Origin of the sequence: Streptomyces sp. NPDC050164, assembly GCF_044459945.1 — a bacterium.
In the GTDB taxonomy this organism is placed as follows: domain Bacteria; phylum Actinomycetota; class Actinomycetes; order Streptomycetales; family Streptomycetaceae; genus Streptomyces; species Streptomyces coeruleorubidus_A.
Map to the genome: position 1 here is coordinate 145,177 of NZ_JBITJK010000012.1, position 18,340 is coordinate 163,516.

An 18,340-nucleotide genomic window follows, 5' to 3' on the forward strand; every position below is an offset into this window, starting at 1 on the left:
CAGAGCCCAGCGGGACCGGGTCAGGAGCCCAGCACCGACGTCAGGAACTCCCCGACCCACGCCAGCAGATCCCGCCCGACCAGCGGCTTCCCGCCGACCTTCGCGGTCTTCGGGCGCGGCACCAGCACCTGGTGCACCGCCGGCTTGATGACGACGCCGGGGTACAGCCGCTTGACCCGCAGCTCCTGCGACTCGCGCAACTCCACTGGCGCGAAGCGGATGTTGGCGCCCTGGAGCACGATCTCGCCGACGCCGCACGCCCGCGCGAGCATCCGCAGACCGGCCACGAGCAGCAGGTTCTCCACGGGTTCGGGCAGCTTGCCGTAGCGGTCGACGAGTTCCTCGCGTACGGCCTTGACGTCCTCCTCCGTGTTGGCGGAGGCGATGGCGCGGTAGGCCTGGAGCCTGAGCCGCTCGCCCGGCGCGTAGTCGTGCGGGACGTGCGCGTCGACGGGCAGCTCGATCTTGACCTCGAGCGGCGGCTCCTCCTCGATCTCGCCGGTCTCCAGCTGGCGGCGGTAGTCGGCGACGGCCTCGCCGACCATCCGCACGTACAGGTCGAAGCCGACGCCCGCGATGTGGCCGGACTGCTCGCCGCCGAGCAGATTGCCCGCGCCGCGGATCTCCAGGTCCTTCATCGCCACGTACATGCCGGCGCCCATCTCCGTGTGCTGGGCGATGGTCGCGAGCCGCTCGTGCGCGGTCTCGGTCAGCGGCTTCTCCGGCGGGTAGAGGAAGTACGCGTAGCCGCGCTCGCGGCCACGCCCGACCCGGCCGCGCAGCTGGTGCAGCTGGGACAGGCCGAAGGTGTCGCCGCGCTCCACGATGAGGGTGTTGGCGTTGGAGATGTCGATGCCGGACTCCACGATGGTCGTGGACACCAGCACGTCGAACTTCTTCTCCCAGAAGTCGACGACGACCTGCTCCAGCGCCTGCTCGGACATCTGGCCGTGGGCGGTGGCGATGCGCGCCTCGGGGACGATCTCGCGCAGCCGGGCGGCGGCCCGGTCGATCGACTCGACGCGGTTGTGGATGTAGAAGACCTGGCCCTCGCGCAGCAGCTCGCGGCGGATGGCGGCGCCGATCTGCTTCTCCTCGTAGGGGCCGACGAAGGTCAGCACCGGGTGCCGTTCCTCCGGGGGCGTCGTGATCGTGGACATCTCGCGGATGCCGGTCACCGCCATCTCCAGCGTCCTGGGGATCGGGGTGGCGGACATGGTCAGCACGTCGACGTTCGCGCGGAGCTTCTTCAGCTGCTCCTTGTGCTCGACACCGAAGCGCTGCTCCTCGTCGACGATGACCAGGCCCAGGTCCTTGAACTTGGTCTCCGACGAGAACAGGCGGTGGGTGCCGATGACGATGTCCACCGAGCCCTCGCGCAGGCCCTCCAGGACGGCCTTTGCCTCGGTGTCGGTCTGGAAGCGGGACAGCGCCTTCACCTTCACGGGGAACTGCGCGTACCGCTCGCTGAACGTCCCGAAGTGCTGCTGCACCAGCAGCGTCGTGGGCACCAGGACGGCCACCTGCTTGCCGTCCTGGACGGCCTTGAAGGCGGCCCGGACCGCGATCTCGGTCTTGCCGTAGCCGACGTCGCCGCAGATCAGCCGGTCCATCGGAACCGACTTCTCCATGTCGTCCTTGACCTCGGCGATGGTGGTGAGCTGGTCGGGCGTCTCCGCGTAGGGGAAGGCGTCCTCCAGCTCGCGCTGCCAGGGGGTGTCCGTGCCGAAGGCGTGTCCGGGGGCGGCCATGCGCGCGCTGTAGAGCTTGATCAGGTCGGCGGCGATCTCCTTGACGGCCTTCTTGGCGCGGGCCTTGGTCTTCGTCCAGTCGGCGCCGCCGAGGCGGTGCAGGGTGGGGGCCTCGCCGCCGACGTACTTGGTGATCTGCTCCAGCTGGTCGGTGGGGATGTAGAGGCGGTCGCCGGGCTGGCCGCGCTTGGCGGGCGCGTACTCGACGACCAGGTACTCGCGGGTGGCGCCCTGCACGGTGCGCTGCACCATCTCGATGTAGCGGCCGACGCCGTGCTGCTCGTGGACGATGTAGTCGCCCGGCTCCAGGGTGAGCGGGTCGATGGTCTTGCGGCGGCGGGCCGGCATCCGGGCGCCGTCGCGGCCCGCCGCCCGCTGGCCCGTCAGGTCCGTCTCGGTCAGTACGGCGAGTTGGAGGGCCGGGTCGACGAAGCCGTGCTCGATCGAGCCGCACGCCACGTGCACGACCGACGGGGAGATCTCGGCGAGGTCGGCGTCGAGGCGGGCGGCGATGCCCTCGCCGCCCAGCACCTCGACCGTACGGGCCGCCGGACCGTGGGCCTCGGTGACGAACACCGTGCGCCAGCCGTCGGCGAGCCAGCCCTTGGTGTCGGCGAGGGCCTTGGCGGTGTCGCCGCGGTAGGTCTCCGGGGCGTGCATCCCCAGCTTCAGGGTGTCCGCGTCGAGCTCTTCGTCCGCGGCGAACGGCGACACCGACCACCACATCATGTCCAGCTCGCGGGCCCGGTCCCGGACGTCGGCGATGGACCACAGGGAGGCCGCGCCGACGTCGATGGGCGCCTCGCCGCCTCCGGCGGTGGCCGCCCAGGAGGCCTGCAGGAACTCCTGCGACGTGGCCACCAGGTCCGACGCGCGCGTGCGGACCCGCTCCGGGTCGCACACGAGGGCCATGGCGCCCTTGGGCAGCACGTCGAGCAGCAGCTCCATGTCGTCGACCAGGACCGGGGCGAGGGACTCCATGCCCTCCACCGCGATCCCCTCGGCGATCTTGCCGAGCAGTTCACCGAGCTCGGGGTGCTCCTCGGCCAGGGCACGCGCACGCGCGCGGACGTCCTCGGTGAGCAGCAGCTCGCGGCACGGCGGCGCCCACAGGCCGTGCTCGGCGACTTCGAGGGAGCGCTGGTCGGCGACCTTGAAGTAGCGGATCTCCTCGACGTCGTCGCCCCAGAACTCGACGCGCAGGGGGTGTTCCTCGGTGGGCGGGAACACGTCGAGGATGCCGCCGCGGACGGCGAACTCGCCGCGCTTCTCCACGAGCTCCACGCGCGCGTACGCGGCTGCCGCGAGGGCCTCGACGATCTCGCCGAGGTCGGCGCTCTGCCCCGTCCTCAGGGAGACCGGCTCCAGGTCGCCGAGGCCCTTGACCTGCGGCTGGAGCACGGACCGGACGGGCGCGACGACGACGGAGACCGGGCCGGTCTCGGGGTCGTCGGGGCGGGGGTGGGCCAGGCGGCGCAGCACGGCCAGGCGGCGGCCGACGGTGTCGCTTCGGGGGCTGAGCCGCTCGTGCGGGAGCGTCTCCCAGGACGGGTACTCCACGACCCCCTCCGGCGGGAGGAGGGAGCGCAGGGCCGCGGCCAGGTCCTCCGCTTCGCGGCCCGTCGCCGTCACCGCCAGCACCGGGCGGCCCGTGTCGCGGGCCAGGGCGGCGACCGCGAAGGGGCGGGCCGCAGGGGGGCCGACCAGGTCGACGTGCATGCGGTTGCCGTCTGCGGCCGCGTTGATCGCTTCCGCGAGGGCGGCGTCCTTGACTACGGCGTCGAGCAGACCGTGCAGGCTCATTCGGGGCTTTTTCCGTCCAGAGGTGGGCAGGGGTGGGCAACACGACGGGCCCGACACGCGCCGCGGGCCGGGGGTCTCCAGCGTACGACGACGCGCGCCCGCGCGGCGGGGCTGTGGACAACGCCCGATCTCCGCGAGGCCCGCCCGGCCGCCTGCCCCCATATACGGCTGGACAGGAACGGAACCAGCCGCCCAATCTTCACAACTTCACCTCCACCCGTTGATTTCGCCACGGCATGATCGGTGCGGTCTCCCGAGCGGTACCCCCCACCCGTAAGGCTCGGCATGCCCGCCCCCACCCTCCAGGCCCCAGAGGCCCACATACCGACGCCGGTCGCCCCTCCCCGCGGCGACCGGCACCCGGATCGCGCGCGGTGGGACCCCTGGGTCCTCGCCGCCGTCCTCTTCGCCGCCTACGCGGCCGTCTCCGTCGGCCGCTACCGGCACATGACGACCCTCTCCTGGGACCTGGGCATCTTCGAGCAGGTGGTGCGCGCGTACGCGCATCTGCGGGCGCCGGTGTCCGACCTCAAGGGGCCGGGGTTCGACATCCTGGGTGACCATTTCAGCCCGGTGACGGCCCTGCTCGCGCCGGCGTACCGGCTGTTTCCCTCGCCGGTCACGCTGCTGGTCGCCCAGGCCGCGCTCTTCGCCCTGTCCGCCGTACCGGTCACCCGCGCCGCCGCCCGGCTCCTCGGCCGTCGTCGCGGTCTCGCCCTCGGCCTCGCCTACGGACTGTCCTGGGGCGTGCAGCGCGCCGTCGACTTCGACTTCCACGAGATCTGCTTCGCCGTCCCGCTGATCGCCTTCTCCCTGGAGGCCCTGCTCGCGGACCGCCGGGGCGCGGCCCTGTGCTGGGCGCTGCCCCTGGTGCTGGTGAAGGAGGACCTGGGACTGACGCTGGCCGCGATCGCGCTCGTCGTCGCCTGGCGGGCGCGCGGCTCGTCGCCGCGGACGGTTCCGTACGCGCTCGGTGTCGCCGTGTTCGGCGTGGCGGCGATGCTGCTCGTCCTCACGGTGGTCATCCCGTCGTTCAACACCTCCGGGACCTACGACTACTGGAACAAGGTCAGCGAGTCGGGCAGCCCCGTCGACGGCCTGGACACCAAGCTCCGCACCCTCGCCTGGCTGCTGATCCCCACCACCGGGCTGCTCGCCCTGCGTTCCCCGCTGCTGCTGGTGGCCGTGCCGACGCTCGGCTGGCGCTTCCTGTCCGGCGACGACCACTACTGGGGCACGGACTGGCACTACAGCGCGGTCCTGATGCCGGTCGTCTTCCTCGCCCTCGCCGACGCCCTCACGGCCGCGCGCCACAGCCCGCGCCCGCGGCTGAGCTCGTACGCCGCCCAGCTGCCGGCCGCCGTCGCCGCCGCGGCCCTGGCTCTGACCACGTCGCTGCCGCTGGCGCAGCTCACTCAGGCCGGGATCTACCGGGAGCCCGCCGCGGTGTCCGGCGTCGAACGGCTCCTGGCGCGGATCCCCGACGGCGCCACCGTCGAGGCCAACATCGGCCCGATCAGCCGCCTGACCTCACGCTGCCGGGTCTTCTGGCTCGGCAACACCCAGGGCGTCACCCCGCAGTACATCGCCCTGGAGAACATCGACGACACGTACCGCGACCCGGTGGGCTACGCCGGGGACCTGCACCCCGGCGCCGAGTACGCCGTCGCGGGCAAGGCGGGCGGGTACGTGGTCCTGGAGCGGCTGACGGCGAGCTGATGCCGGGTGCCCAGACCCCGTCGTGCACCGAGCCCGCCCCGGAGGCGGAAACCTCCGGGGCGGGCCCGTCCTCCGCAACCCCCGTATGCGGTGGTCCTTGGCCGGCTACTCGGTCGCGATGGCGTTCAGGACGTTCATCCGGCCCGCCCGGAACGCCGGGATGAGGGCGGCGAACAGACCCACGAACGCCGAGGCGATGAAGACGCCGGTGATCGTCGGCCAGGGGATCTCCAGGACCTCCAGACCCTCCAGGGCGAGGAGCTGCTGTGCGGTGGCGCCCCAGCCCATGCCCAGTCCGAGGCCCAGGAGGGCGCCGAAGAGGGCGATCACGACCGACTCCATGCGGATCATGCGGCGCAGCTGACGGCGGGAGAGGCCGATCGCCCGCATCAGGCCGATCTCGCGGGTGCGCTCCACCACCGACAGGGCCAGGGTGTTCACCACGCCCAGGATGGCGACGACGATCGCCAGGGCCAGCAGGCCGTAGATCATGTTGAGCAGCTGGCCGATCTGGTCCTTCAGGGCCTCCTTGTAGTCGGTCTGGTCGCGCACGGTGTACTGCGGGTAGTCGTGCAGCGCCGACTTCAGGGACTTGTAGGCGGCGTCCTGCTGCCCGTCCTTGGCGCTGGCGAAGAGCAGCGAGTCCAGCGGCATCTTGTCGGCCGGGACGTACTTGGCCATCGTGGCGATGGACGTGTACATCGCGCCCGCGTCGATCACGACGTCACTGCTGGTGATCGCCCGGACCGTCAGGTCGGCCGTGGAGCCGTCCTTGAAGGCGACCTTGATCTTGGAGCCGAGGCCGATGCCGTGGTCCTTGGCGAACTTCTCGTGCACGGACATCGAGTCGGGCTTGTAGGCGTCGGGGAGCTTGCCGGCGACCGTCTCGGTGCGCAGGTCGGTCGCGTACGACGGGTCGGCCGCAGTGATCGCCGTGTCCTTGAGCGTCTTGCCGTCGGGGGTGGTGAAGTCGGCCTTGGTCCACTTGTATTCGGTGACCCGCTCCATCTCCGGCGCCGACTTCGCGGCCTTGACCGCCTGCGGGGTGATCAGCTGGCCGCTGTCGGACTGGATGATGAAGTCCGTGCCGACGGTCTTGTCGAGCTGGTCGGTGGCGGACGCCACCATGGAGGAGCCGACCACGGACAGGCACGCCACCAGCGCGAGGCCGATCATCAGCGCGGCGCCCGTCGCGCCGGTGCGGCGCGGGTTGCGCAGGGCGTTGCGCTCGGCCATGCGGCCGACGGGGCCGAACATGCGCAGCAGGACGGCGCCGAGGACGCGGACCACACCGCCGGCGAGCAGCGGGCCGATGACGACGAAGCCGATCAGCGACATCACCACGCCGAGGCCGAGCCACAGCGAGCCCTCCGTGGCCTTGTCGGCCGCCGCCGTCAGGTACAGGCAGAAGACGCCGGCGCCGGTGAGGACCGTGCCGATCACGCCGCGGATCCAGCCGGCCTTGGCGTCCGCGGGGGCTCCCGCGTCGCGCAGTGCGGCCATCGGGGAGATCTTGCCGGCCCGCCGGGCGGGCAGGTAGGCGGCCAGGACGGTGACGACCACGCCGAGCAGGAGGCCGACCACCGGGGTCGTCCAGGCCACCGTCAGGTCGTCGGTGGACAGCTCCATGCCCATCTGGCCCATGAGCTTCATCAGGCCGACCGCGAGGCCGACGCCCCCGGCCACGCCGAGCACCGATCCGACGACGCCGAGCAGCAGCGCCTCGGCCAGCACGGAGCGGTTGACCTGCTTGCGGGAGGAGCCGATCGCCCGCATCAGGCCGATCTCCCGGGTGCGCTGGGCGACCAGCATGGAGAAGGTGTTGATGATCAGGAAGATGCCGACGAGGAAGGCGATCCCGGCGAAGCCGAGCATCGCGTACTTCATGACGTTCATGAAGCCCGCGACGTCCTTCTGGTTGGCGTCGGCGGTCTCCTTGGCGGTCTTCACCTGGAAGTCGGCGCCGAGCTCGGCCGTGACGTTCTTCTTCAGCTGCGCGTCGCTGACGCCGGCGGCCGCGGTGACGTTGACGTTGGTGTAGACGCCGGTCTCACCGACCAGGGTCTGCTGGGCGGTCTTGGTGTCGAGGTAGAAGATCGCGGCGCCGGGGTTGGTGACCGTGAAGTCGGCGATGCCGGAGATCTTCGCCTTGTGGGTGCCGACCGCGCTGATCACGCCGATCTCGTCACCGAGCTTCAGGTCGTGCTTGTCGGCGGTGTCGCCGTCGACCATGATCTGGTCGGCGCTCTTGGGTGCCGCACCGGAGGTGATCTCCATGGTGCGGGCTTCGTTGGCGTTCCAGCCGCCGACGATGGTCGGGGCGCCGCTGGAGGGCGACAGGTTGTCCTTCTCGGCGTCGACGACCGTCACCGAGGTGGAGAACACCGTGCCCTCGGCGGACTTCACACCCTCGGCCTTGCGCACCTCGGTGAGCACGGAGGCCGGCATGACCGGCGGCTTGCCGTTGTCGGCGGTCGTCTCACCGCTGTCGGAGGCGCCCTTGGCGCTCACGGTCACGTCCGAGGAGGTGGCCGCGAAGAGCTTGTCGAACGTCGTGGACATGGTGTCCGTGAAGACGAGCGTCCCGCAGACGAAGCCCACCGACAGCAGGACGGCGATCGCCGACAGCGCCATGCGTCCCTTGTGCGCGAAGAAGTTGCGCATGGAGGTCTTCATGACGGTCATGACGTGCGCCCCCGGGCGTCGAAGTCCTTCATGCGGTCCAGGACGGCCTCCGCGGTCGGCTTGAACATCTCGTCGACGATGCGGCCGTCGGCGAGGTACAGCACACGGTCGGCGTAACTGGCGGCGACCGGGTCGTGGGTGACCATCACGATGGTCTGGCCCAGCTCGTCCACGGACCGGCGCAGGAAGCCGAGGACCTCGGCGCCGGCGCGCGAGTCGAGGTTTCCGGTCGGCTCGTCCCCGAAGATGATCTCGGGCCGGGCCGCCAGCGCCCGCGCCACGGCGACGCGCTGCTGCTGGCCGCCGGACAACTGGGTGGGCCGGTGCTTGAGACGGTCGGCGAGCCCGACGGTCTCCACGACCCGCGCCAGCCACTGCTTGTCCGGCTTGCGGCCCGCGATGTCCATGGGCAGCGTGATGTTCTCGATGGCGTTGAGCGTCGGCAGCAGGTTGAACGCCTGGAAGATGAACCCGATCCGGTCCCGGCGCAGCTGCGTGAGCTTCTTGTCCTTCAGGCCGGTGATCTCGGTCTCGTCGAGGTAGATCTGCCCGCTGGTGACGGTGTCGAGCCCGGCGAGGCAGTGCATGAGCGTGGACTTGCCGGACCCCGAGGGGCCCATGATCGCGGTGAACTGGCCGCGTGCGATGTCCACGTCGACGTGGTCGAGGGCGACGACTCGGGTCTCACCGGACCCGTACGCCTTCACGACCTGCCGCGCCCGCGCGGCAACGGCCGTACGCCCTCCAGTGCCCCCGTGCCTGGGAATGGTCACAGCCGAAGTCACGGTATGTCTCCTATATCGGTCAGCAGATGGTGAAGGCGGTCGCCTGGTCGACAGCCGCGGTATGCGTTGCCGGACCACTGGGTCCGTCCGACGCGTTTCAGTCTCGCGGCGGGGAGGGGTCCCGCGCCCTGGTGCTCAGCGCAGTCTTTTCCTGTGGAAAACCCCACCCCCGCCGGTGTGCCAAACCGCCCCCCGGCGGCATAAAGCCAGGTTAAGGACCGACCCCTGCGCGTCTCGTCCTCCGCCGGTACGAACCCTCCCCAGGTCGTAGTACGGAGGTACCCCTAGGGGCAGTCCACCGAAGGGTGGAGACCGTCTCAGGGTTCGCTCCACCCGTCGGCCCATTCAGGCTCCACCCTCCCGCGACGTCAGGGTCAAGTGGGAAGCTGTCCGGGCAGCAGGTAGGTGCAAGGGGCAGGCAAAGCGACGGCACCCGTGGCGCAGGCGCGGCCGGGGCGAGGGGGAGGAAACCCGGGGTGGGCAGCACCAGTTCCGCGGCACGTGAGACCGCACGTCCCGCCACGACCGGCCGGCGGGGCGCTGTCGTCGCCGCCCTCATGCTCTCGATGGCGCTGGCGGCGCTCGACGCCACCATCGTCTCGACCGCCGTACCGCAGATCGTCGGGGACCTCGGCGGCTTCTCCGTCTTCTCCTGGCTGTTCTCCGGCTATCTGCTGGCCGTGACCGTCACCCTGCCCGTCTACGGCAAGCTCTCCGACACCTTCGGCCGCAAACCGGTCCTCGTCGCGGGCTCGGTGGTCTTCCTCGTCGGCTCCCTGCTGTGCGCGCTGGCCTGGAACATGGGGGCGCTCATCGCGTTCCGCGTCGTGCAGGGCCTGGGCGGCGGCGCGCTGCAGGGCACCGTGCAGACGCTCGCCGCCGACCTCTACCCGCTGAAGGACCGTCCCAAGATCCAGTCGAAGCTGTCCACGGTGTGGGCGGTCTCGGCGGTCGCCGGCCCGGGTCTCGGCGGCGTGCTCGCCGCCTACGCGGACTGGCGCTGGATCTTCCTGGTCAACCTGCCGATCGGCGCGGTCGCGTTGTGGCTGATCGTCCGTCACCTCCACGAGCCGCAGCGGGAAACCGGCACGCACGCGCGCGTGGACTGGGCGGGCGCCCTCGCCGTGTTCGCCTGCGGCGGTGTCCTGCTCACGGCCCTGGTGCAGGGCGGGGTGGCGTGGCCGTGGCTGTCGGCGCCCTCACTCGCCCTGTTCGGTACGGGACTCGCCCTGGTCGCGGTCGTGGTGCTGGTGGAGCGCCGGGCGGCGGAGCCGATCATCCCGGGCTGGGTGTGGCGGCGCCGTACGATCGCCGCGGTCAATCTGGCCCTGGGCGCGCTGGGCCTGCTGATGGTCGCGCCGGCGGTGTTCCTGCCCACCTACGCCCAGTCGGTGCTGGGCCTCGCGCCCGTGGCCGCCGGATTCGTGCTGTCCGTATGGACGTTGAGCTGGCCCATATCGGCGGCGCTGAGCCAGCACGTGTACCGCAGGATCGGCTTCCGCAACACGGCGATGCTGGGCATCGGAGCGGCCGCGCTGATCCTGTTCGCGTTCCCGTTCCTGCCCTACCCCGGGCAGGCCTGGCAGCCGACCCTGCTGATGCTGCTCCTCGGCGCCGCGCTGGGCCTGTTCCAGTTGCCGCTCATCGTCGGTGTGCAGGCGACGGTGGGGTGGGCCGAGCGCGGTACGACGACCGCGTCCGTGCTGTTCTGCCGGCAGACCGGCCAGACGGTCGGCGCGGCGGTCTTCGGCGCCGTCGCCAACGGGGTGCTGGCCGCCCGGCTCGGCGGCGCGAGCGACCTCGACTCGGTGACCCGGGCCCTCGCCTCGGGCACCGCGCCCGAGGCGACCCGGCGGGCGATCGCCGACGCGGTGCACGCGGTCTACCTGGGCGCCTCCTGCGCGGCGGCACTGGCGTTCCTGGTGCTGCTGTTCCTCGCGCCCCGGAAATTCCCGGTGCTGGGCGACTGACCGCACCTATCCTCCCGCCCATGCTGTCCTTGGAACCACTCCGGGCCGAACACGCGGACGCGCTGCTGGACTTCGAACGGGAGAACCGGGCGTACTTCGCCCGCTCGGTGCCGGACCGCGGGGACGCCTACTTCACGGCAGCGGGGTTCGCCGAACGCCACCGGGCGCTCCTCGCGGAGCAGCACGCGCGCGTGTGCCACTTCCACGTCGTCCTGGACGAGGAGGGGAACCTGGTCGGCCGGGTGAACCTGGTCGACGTGACGGACGGCTGCGCCGAACTCGGCTACCGGGTGGGCGAACAGGCCGCGGGCCGGGGCTTTGCGACGGCGGCCGTCGCGCAGGTGTGCCGCCTGGCCGCCACCGACTACGGGCTGACCTCCCTCACGGCGGTCACGCCCCTGGACAACCAGGCCTCCATGACAGTCCTGACCCGCAACGGCTTCACGCGCGTCGAGGACACCACGGTGGCCGGCCGCCCCGGAGTCCGTTACGTACGCCGCCTCGGACGATTCACCGCCCGGATACCGGGTTAATGCGGGTAACACCCGAGGTCAGCGTAGTAAGCGCGTACCGACCGATCAGTTTGGCCAAACACTCGCGTCTGCCCGGTACCGCGAAGTAACGTGCGTGGCTCCCCCCAACCTCCCTGCGGTCCGCCGCACCGGATCCGACCCTCGCAAGGAGCACCGGGATGTCCTACGACCCGCCGCCACCGTCCTCTCCGTACCGGCCGCCGGATTCCTCACCCTCCTACGACACCTACCCCTGGCTGCCGCAACAGCCGCCCGAACCGGCCGAACCGGCCCGGCGGCGCCCCCAGCGCCACGCCGCGCTCGGGCACCACAGCGACCTGCGGGTGCTGCGCAGCGCCTACCGCTGGCAGCGGCGCGTGGCCACGCTCACGGCGCTCGGCTACTTCGTCCTGTTCCTGTTCCTGTCGGCGTTCGCACCGTCGTTCATGACGAGCACCGTCACCGACGGCCTGCCCACCGGCCTGCTGCTCGCGCTCGTCCAGGTTCCCGTGACCTGGCTGGCGATCGCCCTGTACGAGCAGACGGCCCGCCGCCGCGTCGACCCCCTCGCGGACCGGATACGCAAGCAGGCCGAACTGGACGCCCGTCGGGAGGGAACGCGGTGACCACCGAGTTCAGCGGCAACGCCCAGTCGATGTCCCTGGTCGGCTTCACCGCCGTCGCCACGATCACCCTGCTGCTGTGCGTGATGACGGGCCCGGACCGGGACGACCTCGACGAGTTCTACACCGGCTACAGCTCGCTGTCCCCCATGCGCAACGGCCTGGCGATCGCCGGCGACTACATCTCCGCCGCGACCGTCCTCGGCACGGGCGGCGTGATCGCCCTGTTCGGCTACGACGGGACCGTACTGGCCCTCAGTACGGCGCTGTCCCTGATGCTGCTGATGTTCCTGCTGGCCGAACCGCTGCGCAACGCGGGCCGGTTCACCATGGGCGACGCGCTGGCCCGCCGTATGCCGGGACGCGGCGTCCGTATCGCGGCCTGCGCGGTGACCCTGGCGGCGCTGCTGCCGCTGATGGTCGTGCAGTTGGCGGGGACCGGGCAGCTCATGGCGTTCGTCCTCGGCTTCTCCGGCGAGTCGTTGCAGACGGGCTGCATCATCGGCGTGGGCGCGCTGATGATCAGTTACGCGGCGATCGGCGGGATGAAGGGCACCGCCCTCATCCAGATCCTGAAGATCGTGATGCTGCTCGGCTCCGGCATGGTGATCGCGATGCTGATCCTGCACCGGTTCGACTGGGATCCGGGCGCCCTGTTCAACGCGGCCGCCGGCAACAGCGGTGTGGGCTCGGCGTTCCTCTCCTCGGGCCTGCAGTTCGCGGGCGGCCCCAGCCCCGGCCTGGACATGATCACCTCGCAACTGACGGTGGTCCTCGGCGGTGCCGTGCTGCCGCACGTCACCATGCGCATGTACACCGCTTCCAGTGCCCGGCAGGTACGGCGGTCGATGTCCTGGGCCGTGTCGAGCGTGGCGCTGTTCGTGCTCGTCATCACGGTCGTCGGGTTCGGCGCGACTGCCCTGGTCGGGCGGGCGCTGATCGCGCAAGTGGACCCGCAGGGCAACACGGCCTATCTGCTGGGCTCCCAGGCGGCGTTCGGCCCGGACGTGTCGACGGCGGAGACGTTCCTGTTCACGACCGTCACCACGGCGGTGTTCCTGACGCTGCTCGCCTCGGTCGCCGGAATGATCCTCGCCTGCGCCAACTCCCTCGCGCACGACGTGTTCGCGGCCCGGGTGCGGGAGATGTCACCGCGCCGCGAGATGACGGTGGCCCGGGTCTCGGCGCTGGCGGTGGGCATCCCGGCGATCCTCCTGGCCACGCTCGTCCAGCATCGCAGCCTGCAACCCCTGGTGACGCTGTCCTTCTGCCTGGGCGCCTCGGCCATCGCCCCCGCGCTGGTCTACAGCCTCTTCTGGCGCCGCTACACCCGGACGGGCCTGCTCAGCACCCTCATCGGCGGCTCCCTGGCCGTCCTGCTGCTGATGCCGGGCACCAACCTGGTCTCCGGCTCGCCCGTCTCCGCCTTCCCCGACGCCGACTTCAACTGGTTCCCGTTCACCACCACGGGTCTGCTCTCCATACCCCTGGGCTTCGCCTGCGGCTGGCTGGGCACGATGGCCTCCGGCCGCCGCAAGTCGGAGGAACAACGCCACCAGTACGAGGCGGTGGAGGGCTGGATCCTGGCGGGCGCGGTACGCAGGGATCGCTGACGCGGAGGGCACGGTGGCGGCGGCCTGCCGTGCCAGGCCGCGCCCAGGGGCGGCTGGGGTGCGTGAGTCCAGGTGACCGCGACACGAAAGCCCAGTACGGCCGCCGACCGTGGACACCGGCGTCGGCGTCCCCCTCGCCTCACACACGACGGCAGCCCGCCGTCACCCGTCAGGCACGCCCTCGCGCGACGGGCCCCGCCGCAGCGGGAGCGCGGCGCGAGCGCGGCGCGGCGGAAGCGTGGCGCGAGCCTGACGCAGCCGAAACACGGCGCAGAAGCGGCGGGCGTCGCCGCCTCGTACGGCGGCGACGCACGGCGATCGGCCGGTGGCCGGCCGCGGAGCCAACGCGCGGCGATCGAGCCGCCGACCACGACACCAACCCACGGCGATCGCCCAGCAGCCAGCCACGACACCAACCCGCAGCCGCCGCCACCCACCCCCAACCACACCGCACGCCTCGCCTCACTCCGCCGCTGCGCGCCCCGCCCACGCCGTCAGGTCGGCGTGCACGCGGTCGATGTGCGCCCGGGCGTCGTCCCCGTGCTCGGCGTGCTCGCGCAGTACTCGTTCCGTCTCCTGCTCCACGGACTCCGCGTGGCTGCGGGCCTGGGCGAGCAACTCCGCGGCGCACGCGGCTGCCTCTTCCTGCCGGTGCCGGGTCGAGTCCTCGGCGTCGGCGAAGGCCTGCTCGGCCTCGTACAGCGCGCTCTCGGCGCGTGCCACCGCCTCCGTGTGGTGGGCGTCCAGCGCGGCCACCCGGGCGGCATCCTCCCGCTCCAGCTCCGCCCACCGCTCGGCGTGCTCCTTGGCCTGCTCGGCCAGCATTCCGGAGGTGCGCTGCCGCATCTCCCGCAACGCGGCCAGCGCCTCGCCCCGCTGTTCCCGCGCCTCACGATCGGCCGCGGCCCGGATCTCGTCGGCCTCGGCGCGCGCCGCGAGCAGCCGCTGCCGGGCACGTTCGTCGGCGTCGGCGCTTACGGCATCGGCGTACGCCTGCGCGGACTCGCGCACGCCGGCCGCGGACTCGCACGCCCCGTCGACGAGTTCACGCGCCTCCCGCCGCGCCCCGTCCCGTACGGCCGCGGCTTCCTCCTGGCCGAGTTCGAAGAGCCGCCGCGCCCGCTCCCCGAGCGACTCGTAGGTCTGCGGGACCAGCCGTGCGACGACCTCCCGCAACTGCTCCAGTTCCGCGTCCATGTGCCGGGCGAGCACCGTCAGCCGGGCGGCCCTCTCCCAGGCCGCGTCACGGTCCTCGGAGAGGGCCTCGGCGTACTCGTCGACCTGTTCGGGACGGTAACCGCGCCCCCGCACGGCCGGGAAGCCGTGCGGGGACACCGATGCGCTGCTCATGCTGGGGCCCCTCTCCACCACGCCGACGCGCGATCGAGCACGAAATGGGATGATTTCGCGCACATCTTGGTGGATCAGACGGAAGTGTTCATAACGCGACACTCCGCACAGAGGACACGGGCCCCCGGCCCGGCCGTACGGCCGTCAGCCCCATGTGGTGCCCGCGGGCTCCTTGATGGTCGTGTTGATGCGGTTGAACATGTTCGTCACCGCGACGGTGAGGATCAGCGCGGAGATCTCCTTCTCGTCGAAGTGATCGGCCACCTCGTCCCACAGCGCGTCCGGAACCGACTCCTCCGACAGATCCGAGAGCCGCGTCATCGCCTCCGTCAGCCTCAGCGCGGCACGCTCGGCGTCCGAGAAGAAGGGCGCGTGCCGCCAGGCCGCGACGGCCGCGATGCGCTCCTCGCTCACCCCGGCCTTGCGGAGGTTGGCCGTGTGCCCGTGCACGCAGGGACCGCAGCCGTTGATCTGACTGGCCCGCAGCCCGACGATCTCCGCCACGTCCTGCCCAAGGCCGCCCTCCCCGATCGCCTGGAAGAGGGTGCCGATGCCCTTCATCGCACCGGGAAGGACGTACGCCGGGTTGGTCATCCGTGCCTGCATGATCTCTGCCTCCTGCGTCGGCGGTGAATCGCTGTCACCGCACTGACGCAGCGGAGGAGGAAGATGTGACAGCCCGGCATGAAAAAGCCGGGCCCGGCAGTCTCACGACCGACCGGACCCGGCTCCTCAGGACACGTCAGCGGCGGCGCGTCACAGCAGTCCGTCCCACATCTGCTCCAGCAGCACCGACCACCAGCTCTCCGGCGATCCGAGCGCCGCCGGGTCGAGCGCGGCCAACTGCGCCTGGAAGTCGACGGTCCAACGGCCCGCCTGCTCCTGGTTCAGCCCGAACCGCAGCCGCCACATCCGCCCGAGCAGCGCCAGGCAGCGCGCGAACTCCGGCAGCCCGGTGTTCACGAACTGCGGCGGTACGGGCGCCCCGCCCGGCCCCGCTTCCACCGGCACGGCGACGATGTTCGCCGTGCCGTACTGCACACAGATCGCCTTGCCGAAGTCGCTGCCCATCACCAGGTAGGAACCCGCGTCCGGGGCCGGCTGCACACCGCGCTCGGCCGCCAGCTCCGCCAGCGTCGGCACGGGCCGGCCCGGCTGCGCCTGCGCCCAGAAGAAGGGGCCCATGTCCATCGGCAGACCCGCCGCGACCAGCGTGTGCGCCACGACCGGCGGCACGCCCTGCCGGGACACGGCGGCCTGCTCGAACCGGAACACCCCCGGCCCGAACGCGGCACCCAGCTCCTGCGCGATCGCCTCCGGCGGGATCGGCGCCACCGCCTGCACCGGCGGCAACGGCGCCCGCACCGGAGCCGGACGCGCCGGGCCGTCGGCCACCTGGTGCAACTCGCCCTGGTGGGCCAGCAGTTGCTGCATGCCCTGCTGCCGGCTCGCGTGGTCCGTACCGTACGGCGCGATGCTCGTGATCCGCGCCTGCGGCCACTGCTCCCGGATCATCCGCGCGCAGTACGCACCCGGCAGCTCGCACGACTCCAACTCGGTGTGGAGCTCCAGCACCTGGTCCGGGGGCACGTTCATGGCCCGCAGCTCGTGGAAGATCTGCCACTCCGGGTGCGGCGTGCCCGGCGCCGAACGCCGGATCAGCTGCTGCTCGGAACCGTCATGCGCGCGGTAGCGCAGCACGGCCTGGTAGCCGGGGCCGACCGTGGGCTGCCCGGTGGGCTGCCCGGTGGGCTGCTGCGGATAGCCGTACGCCGGAGGCTGCCCGGGGGCGGGCTGACCGGGCGGCGGCATCGCACCGGGCGGCATCCCACCGGGCGCCATTGCGCCAGGCGGCATCCCACCGGACGGCATCCCACCGGGCGGCATCGGCGGCGCACTGGGCACGCCAGGAGCGCCCGGGGCAGCAGGTGGTGCGCCGGGGGCCTGCGGCGGCGCGGGCACGCCGGGGCCGCCCGCCGGAGGCGGGGCCAGCACGGTCTCCGCGTGGTGCACGGGACCCGGGCCGCCTGGACCACCCGGGGCACCCGGCGGGTTCGGCGCACCCGGAGGCTGCGGGACACCAGGCTGGTTCGGCGCACCAGGCGCACCAGGCGCGCCCGGAGGCCCCGGAGGCTGAGGTACGCCCGGGCCCGTCCGGCCGGGATCGGCAAGCATCGTGGCGGCATGGTGCACACCACCGGGTGGCGTACCACCCGGGGCGCCGGGCGGGTTCGGAGCGCCCGGAGGCTGCGGCGCACCAGGCTGGTTCGACGCACCAGGAGGACCCGGCGGCTGCTGGGGAGGCAGCGGCGCACCGGAGCCCTCGTTGCCCGGGCCTCCAGGCCCCCCGGGTCCCTCAGGCCCGAGCGCCGACACAAGCTGCGTAGGCACGTAACCCCCAGCCGGAGTACCCGGCGCCCCGGGCCCCGACGGCGGAGGCGTACCGCCCGGCCGCGCACCCGGCGTCCCCGGGGCGCCCGGCGGAGGCGGCGTCGTCGGACCGGCGCCCCGTCCACGACCCGGCGGCGGAGCCGCCTTGCTGGTCGCGGCGTCGGCGATGTCCCCGGCGTTCGGCGCGAGCGGCCGCTCAGGCACACCCTGCGGATACCCGTACGGCTGCCCGCCCGGCACAGGCGGAGGCGGAGGCGTACTGCCCTGCGGCACACCAGTAGGCGGCGTACCCGGCCCGCCCGGAGCCGGAGCAGCACCCGCCGCCCCCGACGGATAGCCGTAACCCGGCCCACCAGGCGCAGGCGCAGGCGCAGCGCCCTGCGCGTTCGGATCGTCGACCGCCGGTGAGACCGCCGTCGGCGGAAGCTGACTGCCGCCCGACAGCAGCGCCGTCTTGGCCTCGGGCGTCGCCGGCGGCGGCGTGTCAGCGTCGGTCTCGCTCAGCGGCGGCGCGAAGACCGTCGCGGGCAGCGGTACGGAACGGTCCTCACCGGCATCGCCGTTGGTGTCCGTACCGGCCCAGGGCGTGGCCCCGGCCGGCGCACCCGTCCCCGCTCCCGCCCCGGAGTCACTCCCCACGGCAGCAGGCCACGACGCACCGGAAGCGGAATCACCACCCGCGGCCCCAGCCGGGTCAGCAGCGGAAGCCGACGCAGCACCCGCCCCCGCTCCCGCAGTCGCACCAGCCCCCCGCCGATCCGGAATCCCCAGCTTGTCGGCCGCGTCCTGCAACCACTCCGGCGGAGTCAGCAGGAAGGACGTCTGGTTCAGGTCCACCCGGGCCGCGGGAGCCGGCGCCGGCTCCTGAGCCGCGTCCGGACGACCGTACTCCTCCTCGTACCGGCGGATCACCTCACCCACCGGCAGCCCGGGCCACAACGTCGCCTCACCGCTGTCCCGCGCGATCACCAGCCGCTGCGCGCCGCCGTCGGAACGCGGCCCGTCCGCCCGGTCCTCGGCCCACACCACGAACCCGAGGTCGAACTCCCGCACCCGCACCTCACGATGCTGGTACGACGGCACGTCTCCGTTGATCCACTCTTCCGCGCGCTCCTGCGCCTGCGCGAAGGTCACCATC

11 protein-coding genes are annotated in these 18,340 nt (G+C 72.1%); 5 read left to right on the forward strand and 6 right to left on the reverse strand.

Features of this window, described 5'->3' with window-relative positions; all coding sequences use genetic code 11:
* Window positions 1-20 precede the first annotated feature (20 nt).
* Window positions 21-3,554, reverse strand: a complete 3,534-nt coding sequence (mfd, locus tag ACIBNA_RS18930; RefSeq protein WP_399166329.1) for a transcription-repair coupling factor — start codon at window positions 3,552-3,554, stop codon at window positions 21-23.
* A 285-nt stretch (window positions 3,555-3,839) separates the two neighbouring features.
* Here mfd and ACIBNA_RS18935 point away from each other — a divergent pair, with 285 nt between their 5' ends.
* Window positions 3,840-5,273: a DUF2079 domain-containing protein gene (locus ACIBNA_RS18935; RefSeq protein WP_399166330.1), complete on the forward strand. Its 1,434-nt coding sequence runs from the start codon at window positions 3,840-3,842 to the stop codon at window positions 5,271-5,273.
* A gap of 105 nt (window positions 5,274-5,378) precedes the next feature.
* Here ACIBNA_RS18935 and ACIBNA_RS18940 read toward each other — a convergent pair whose 3' ends face one another.
* Window positions 5,379-7,958: an ABC transporter permease gene (locus tag ACIBNA_RS18940; protein ID WP_399166331.1), complete on the reverse strand. Its 2,580-nt coding sequence runs from the start codon at window positions 7,956-7,958 to the stop codon at window positions 5,379-5,381.
* Window positions 7,955-8,743, reverse strand: a complete 789-nt coding sequence (locus ACIBNA_RS18945; protein ID WP_399166332.1) for an ABC transporter ATP-binding protein — start codon at window positions 8,741-8,743, stop codon at window positions 7,955-7,957. The genes ACIBNA_RS18940 and ACIBNA_RS18945 overlap by 4 nt, the downstream gene beginning before the upstream one ends.
* Before the next feature lie 476 nt (window positions 8,744-9,219).
* Between ACIBNA_RS18945 and ACIBNA_RS18950 the strand changes: the two genes are divergently transcribed.
* The 4 genes from ACIBNA_RS18950 (at window position 9,220) to ACIBNA_RS18965 (ending at window position 13,461) form a co-directional block, all read left to right on the forward strand.
* Entirely contained in the window at window positions 9,220-10,713 is a 1,494-nt protein-coding gene (locus ACIBNA_RS18950; protein ID WP_399166333.1) for an MFS transporter, read from the forward strand.
* A gap of 20 nt (window positions 10,714-10,733) precedes the next feature.
* Entirely contained in the window at window positions 10,734-11,246 is a 513-nt protein-coding gene (locus ACIBNA_RS18955; protein WP_399166334.1) for a GNAT family N-acetyltransferase, read from the forward strand.
* A gap of 158 nt (window positions 11,247-11,404) precedes the next feature.
* Window positions 11,405-11,851: a DUF485 domain-containing protein gene (locus ACIBNA_RS18960; RefSeq protein WP_399166335.1), complete on the forward strand. Its 447-nt coding sequence runs from the start codon at window positions 11,405-11,407 to the stop codon at window positions 11,849-11,851.
* A complete protein-coding gene (locus ACIBNA_RS18965) occupies window positions 11,848-13,461 on the forward strand; it encodes a cation acetate symporter (protein ID WP_399166336.1) in 1,614 nt (537 codons plus the stop codon). Before ACIBNA_RS18960 ends, ACIBNA_RS18965 begins: the two co-directional genes overlap by 4 nt.
* A gap of 462 nt (window positions 13,462-13,923) precedes the next feature.
* Here the strand turns inward: ACIBNA_RS18965 and ACIBNA_RS18970 are convergent, their stop codons facing one another.
* The 3 genes from ACIBNA_RS18970 to ACIBNA_RS18980 form a co-directional block, all read right to left on the reverse strand.
* Window positions 13,924-14,811 (reverse strand): cellulose-binding protein, encoded by an 888-nt coding sequence (locus tag ACIBNA_RS18970; RefSeq protein WP_399166337.1) that lies wholly within the window; start codon window positions 14,809-14,811, stop codon window positions 13,924-13,926.
* A gap of 144 nt (window positions 14,812-14,955) precedes the next feature.
* Window positions 14,956-15,417 carry a carboxymuconolactone decarboxylase family protein gene (locus ACIBNA_RS18975; protein ID WP_399166338.1) on the reverse strand — a complete coding sequence of 154 codons (462 nt, stop codon included), beginning with the start codon at window positions 15,415-15,417 and terminating at the stop codon, window positions 14,956-14,958.
* A 150-nt stretch (window positions 15,418-15,567) separates the two neighbouring features.
* The gene (locus tag ACIBNA_RS18980) at window positions 15,568-18,339 is read right to left on the reverse strand and encodes an SUKH-4 family immunity protein (RefSeq protein ID WP_399166339.1); all 2,772 of its coding nucleotides are present in this window, start codon (window positions 18,337-18,339) and stop codon (window positions 15,568-15,570) included.
* Window position 18,340: the final 1 nt, after the last annotated feature.

Excerpts from the sequence above, each read along its gene's own strand:
- mfd (WP_399166329.1), bottom strand. The coding sequence starts at position 3,554 with ATGAGCCTGCACGGTCTGCTCGACGCCGTAGTCAAGGACGCCGCCCTC.
- ACIBNA_RS18935 (WP_399166330.1), top strand. The coding sequence starts at position 3,840 with ATGCCCGCCCCCACCCTCCAGGCCCCAGAGGCCCACATACCGACGCCG.
- ACIBNA_RS18940 (WP_399166331.1), bottom strand. The coding sequence starts at position 7,958 with ATGACCGTCATGAAGACCTCCATGCGCAACTTCTTCGCGCACAAGGGA.
- ACIBNA_RS18955 (WP_399166334.1), top strand. The coding sequence starts at position 10,734 with ATGCTGTCCTTGGAACCACTCCGGGCCGAACACGCGGACGCGCTGCTG.
- ACIBNA_RS18960 (WP_399166335.1), top strand. The coding sequence starts at position 11,405 with ATGTCCTACGACCCGCCGCCACCGTCCTCTCCGTACCGGCCGCCGGAT.
- ACIBNA_RS18970 (WP_399166337.1), bottom strand. The coding sequence starts at position 14,811 with ATGAGCAGCGCATCGGTGTCCCCGCACGGCTTCCCGGCCGTGCGGGGG.
- ACIBNA_RS18975 (WP_399166338.1), bottom strand. The coding sequence starts at position 15,417 with ATGCAGGCACGGATGACCAACCCGGCGTACGTCCTTCCCGGTGCGATG.
- ACIBNA_RS18980 (WP_399166339.1), bottom strand. The coding sequence starts at position 18,339 with ATGGTGACCTTCGCGCAGGCGCAGGAGCGCGCGGAAGAGTGGATCAAC.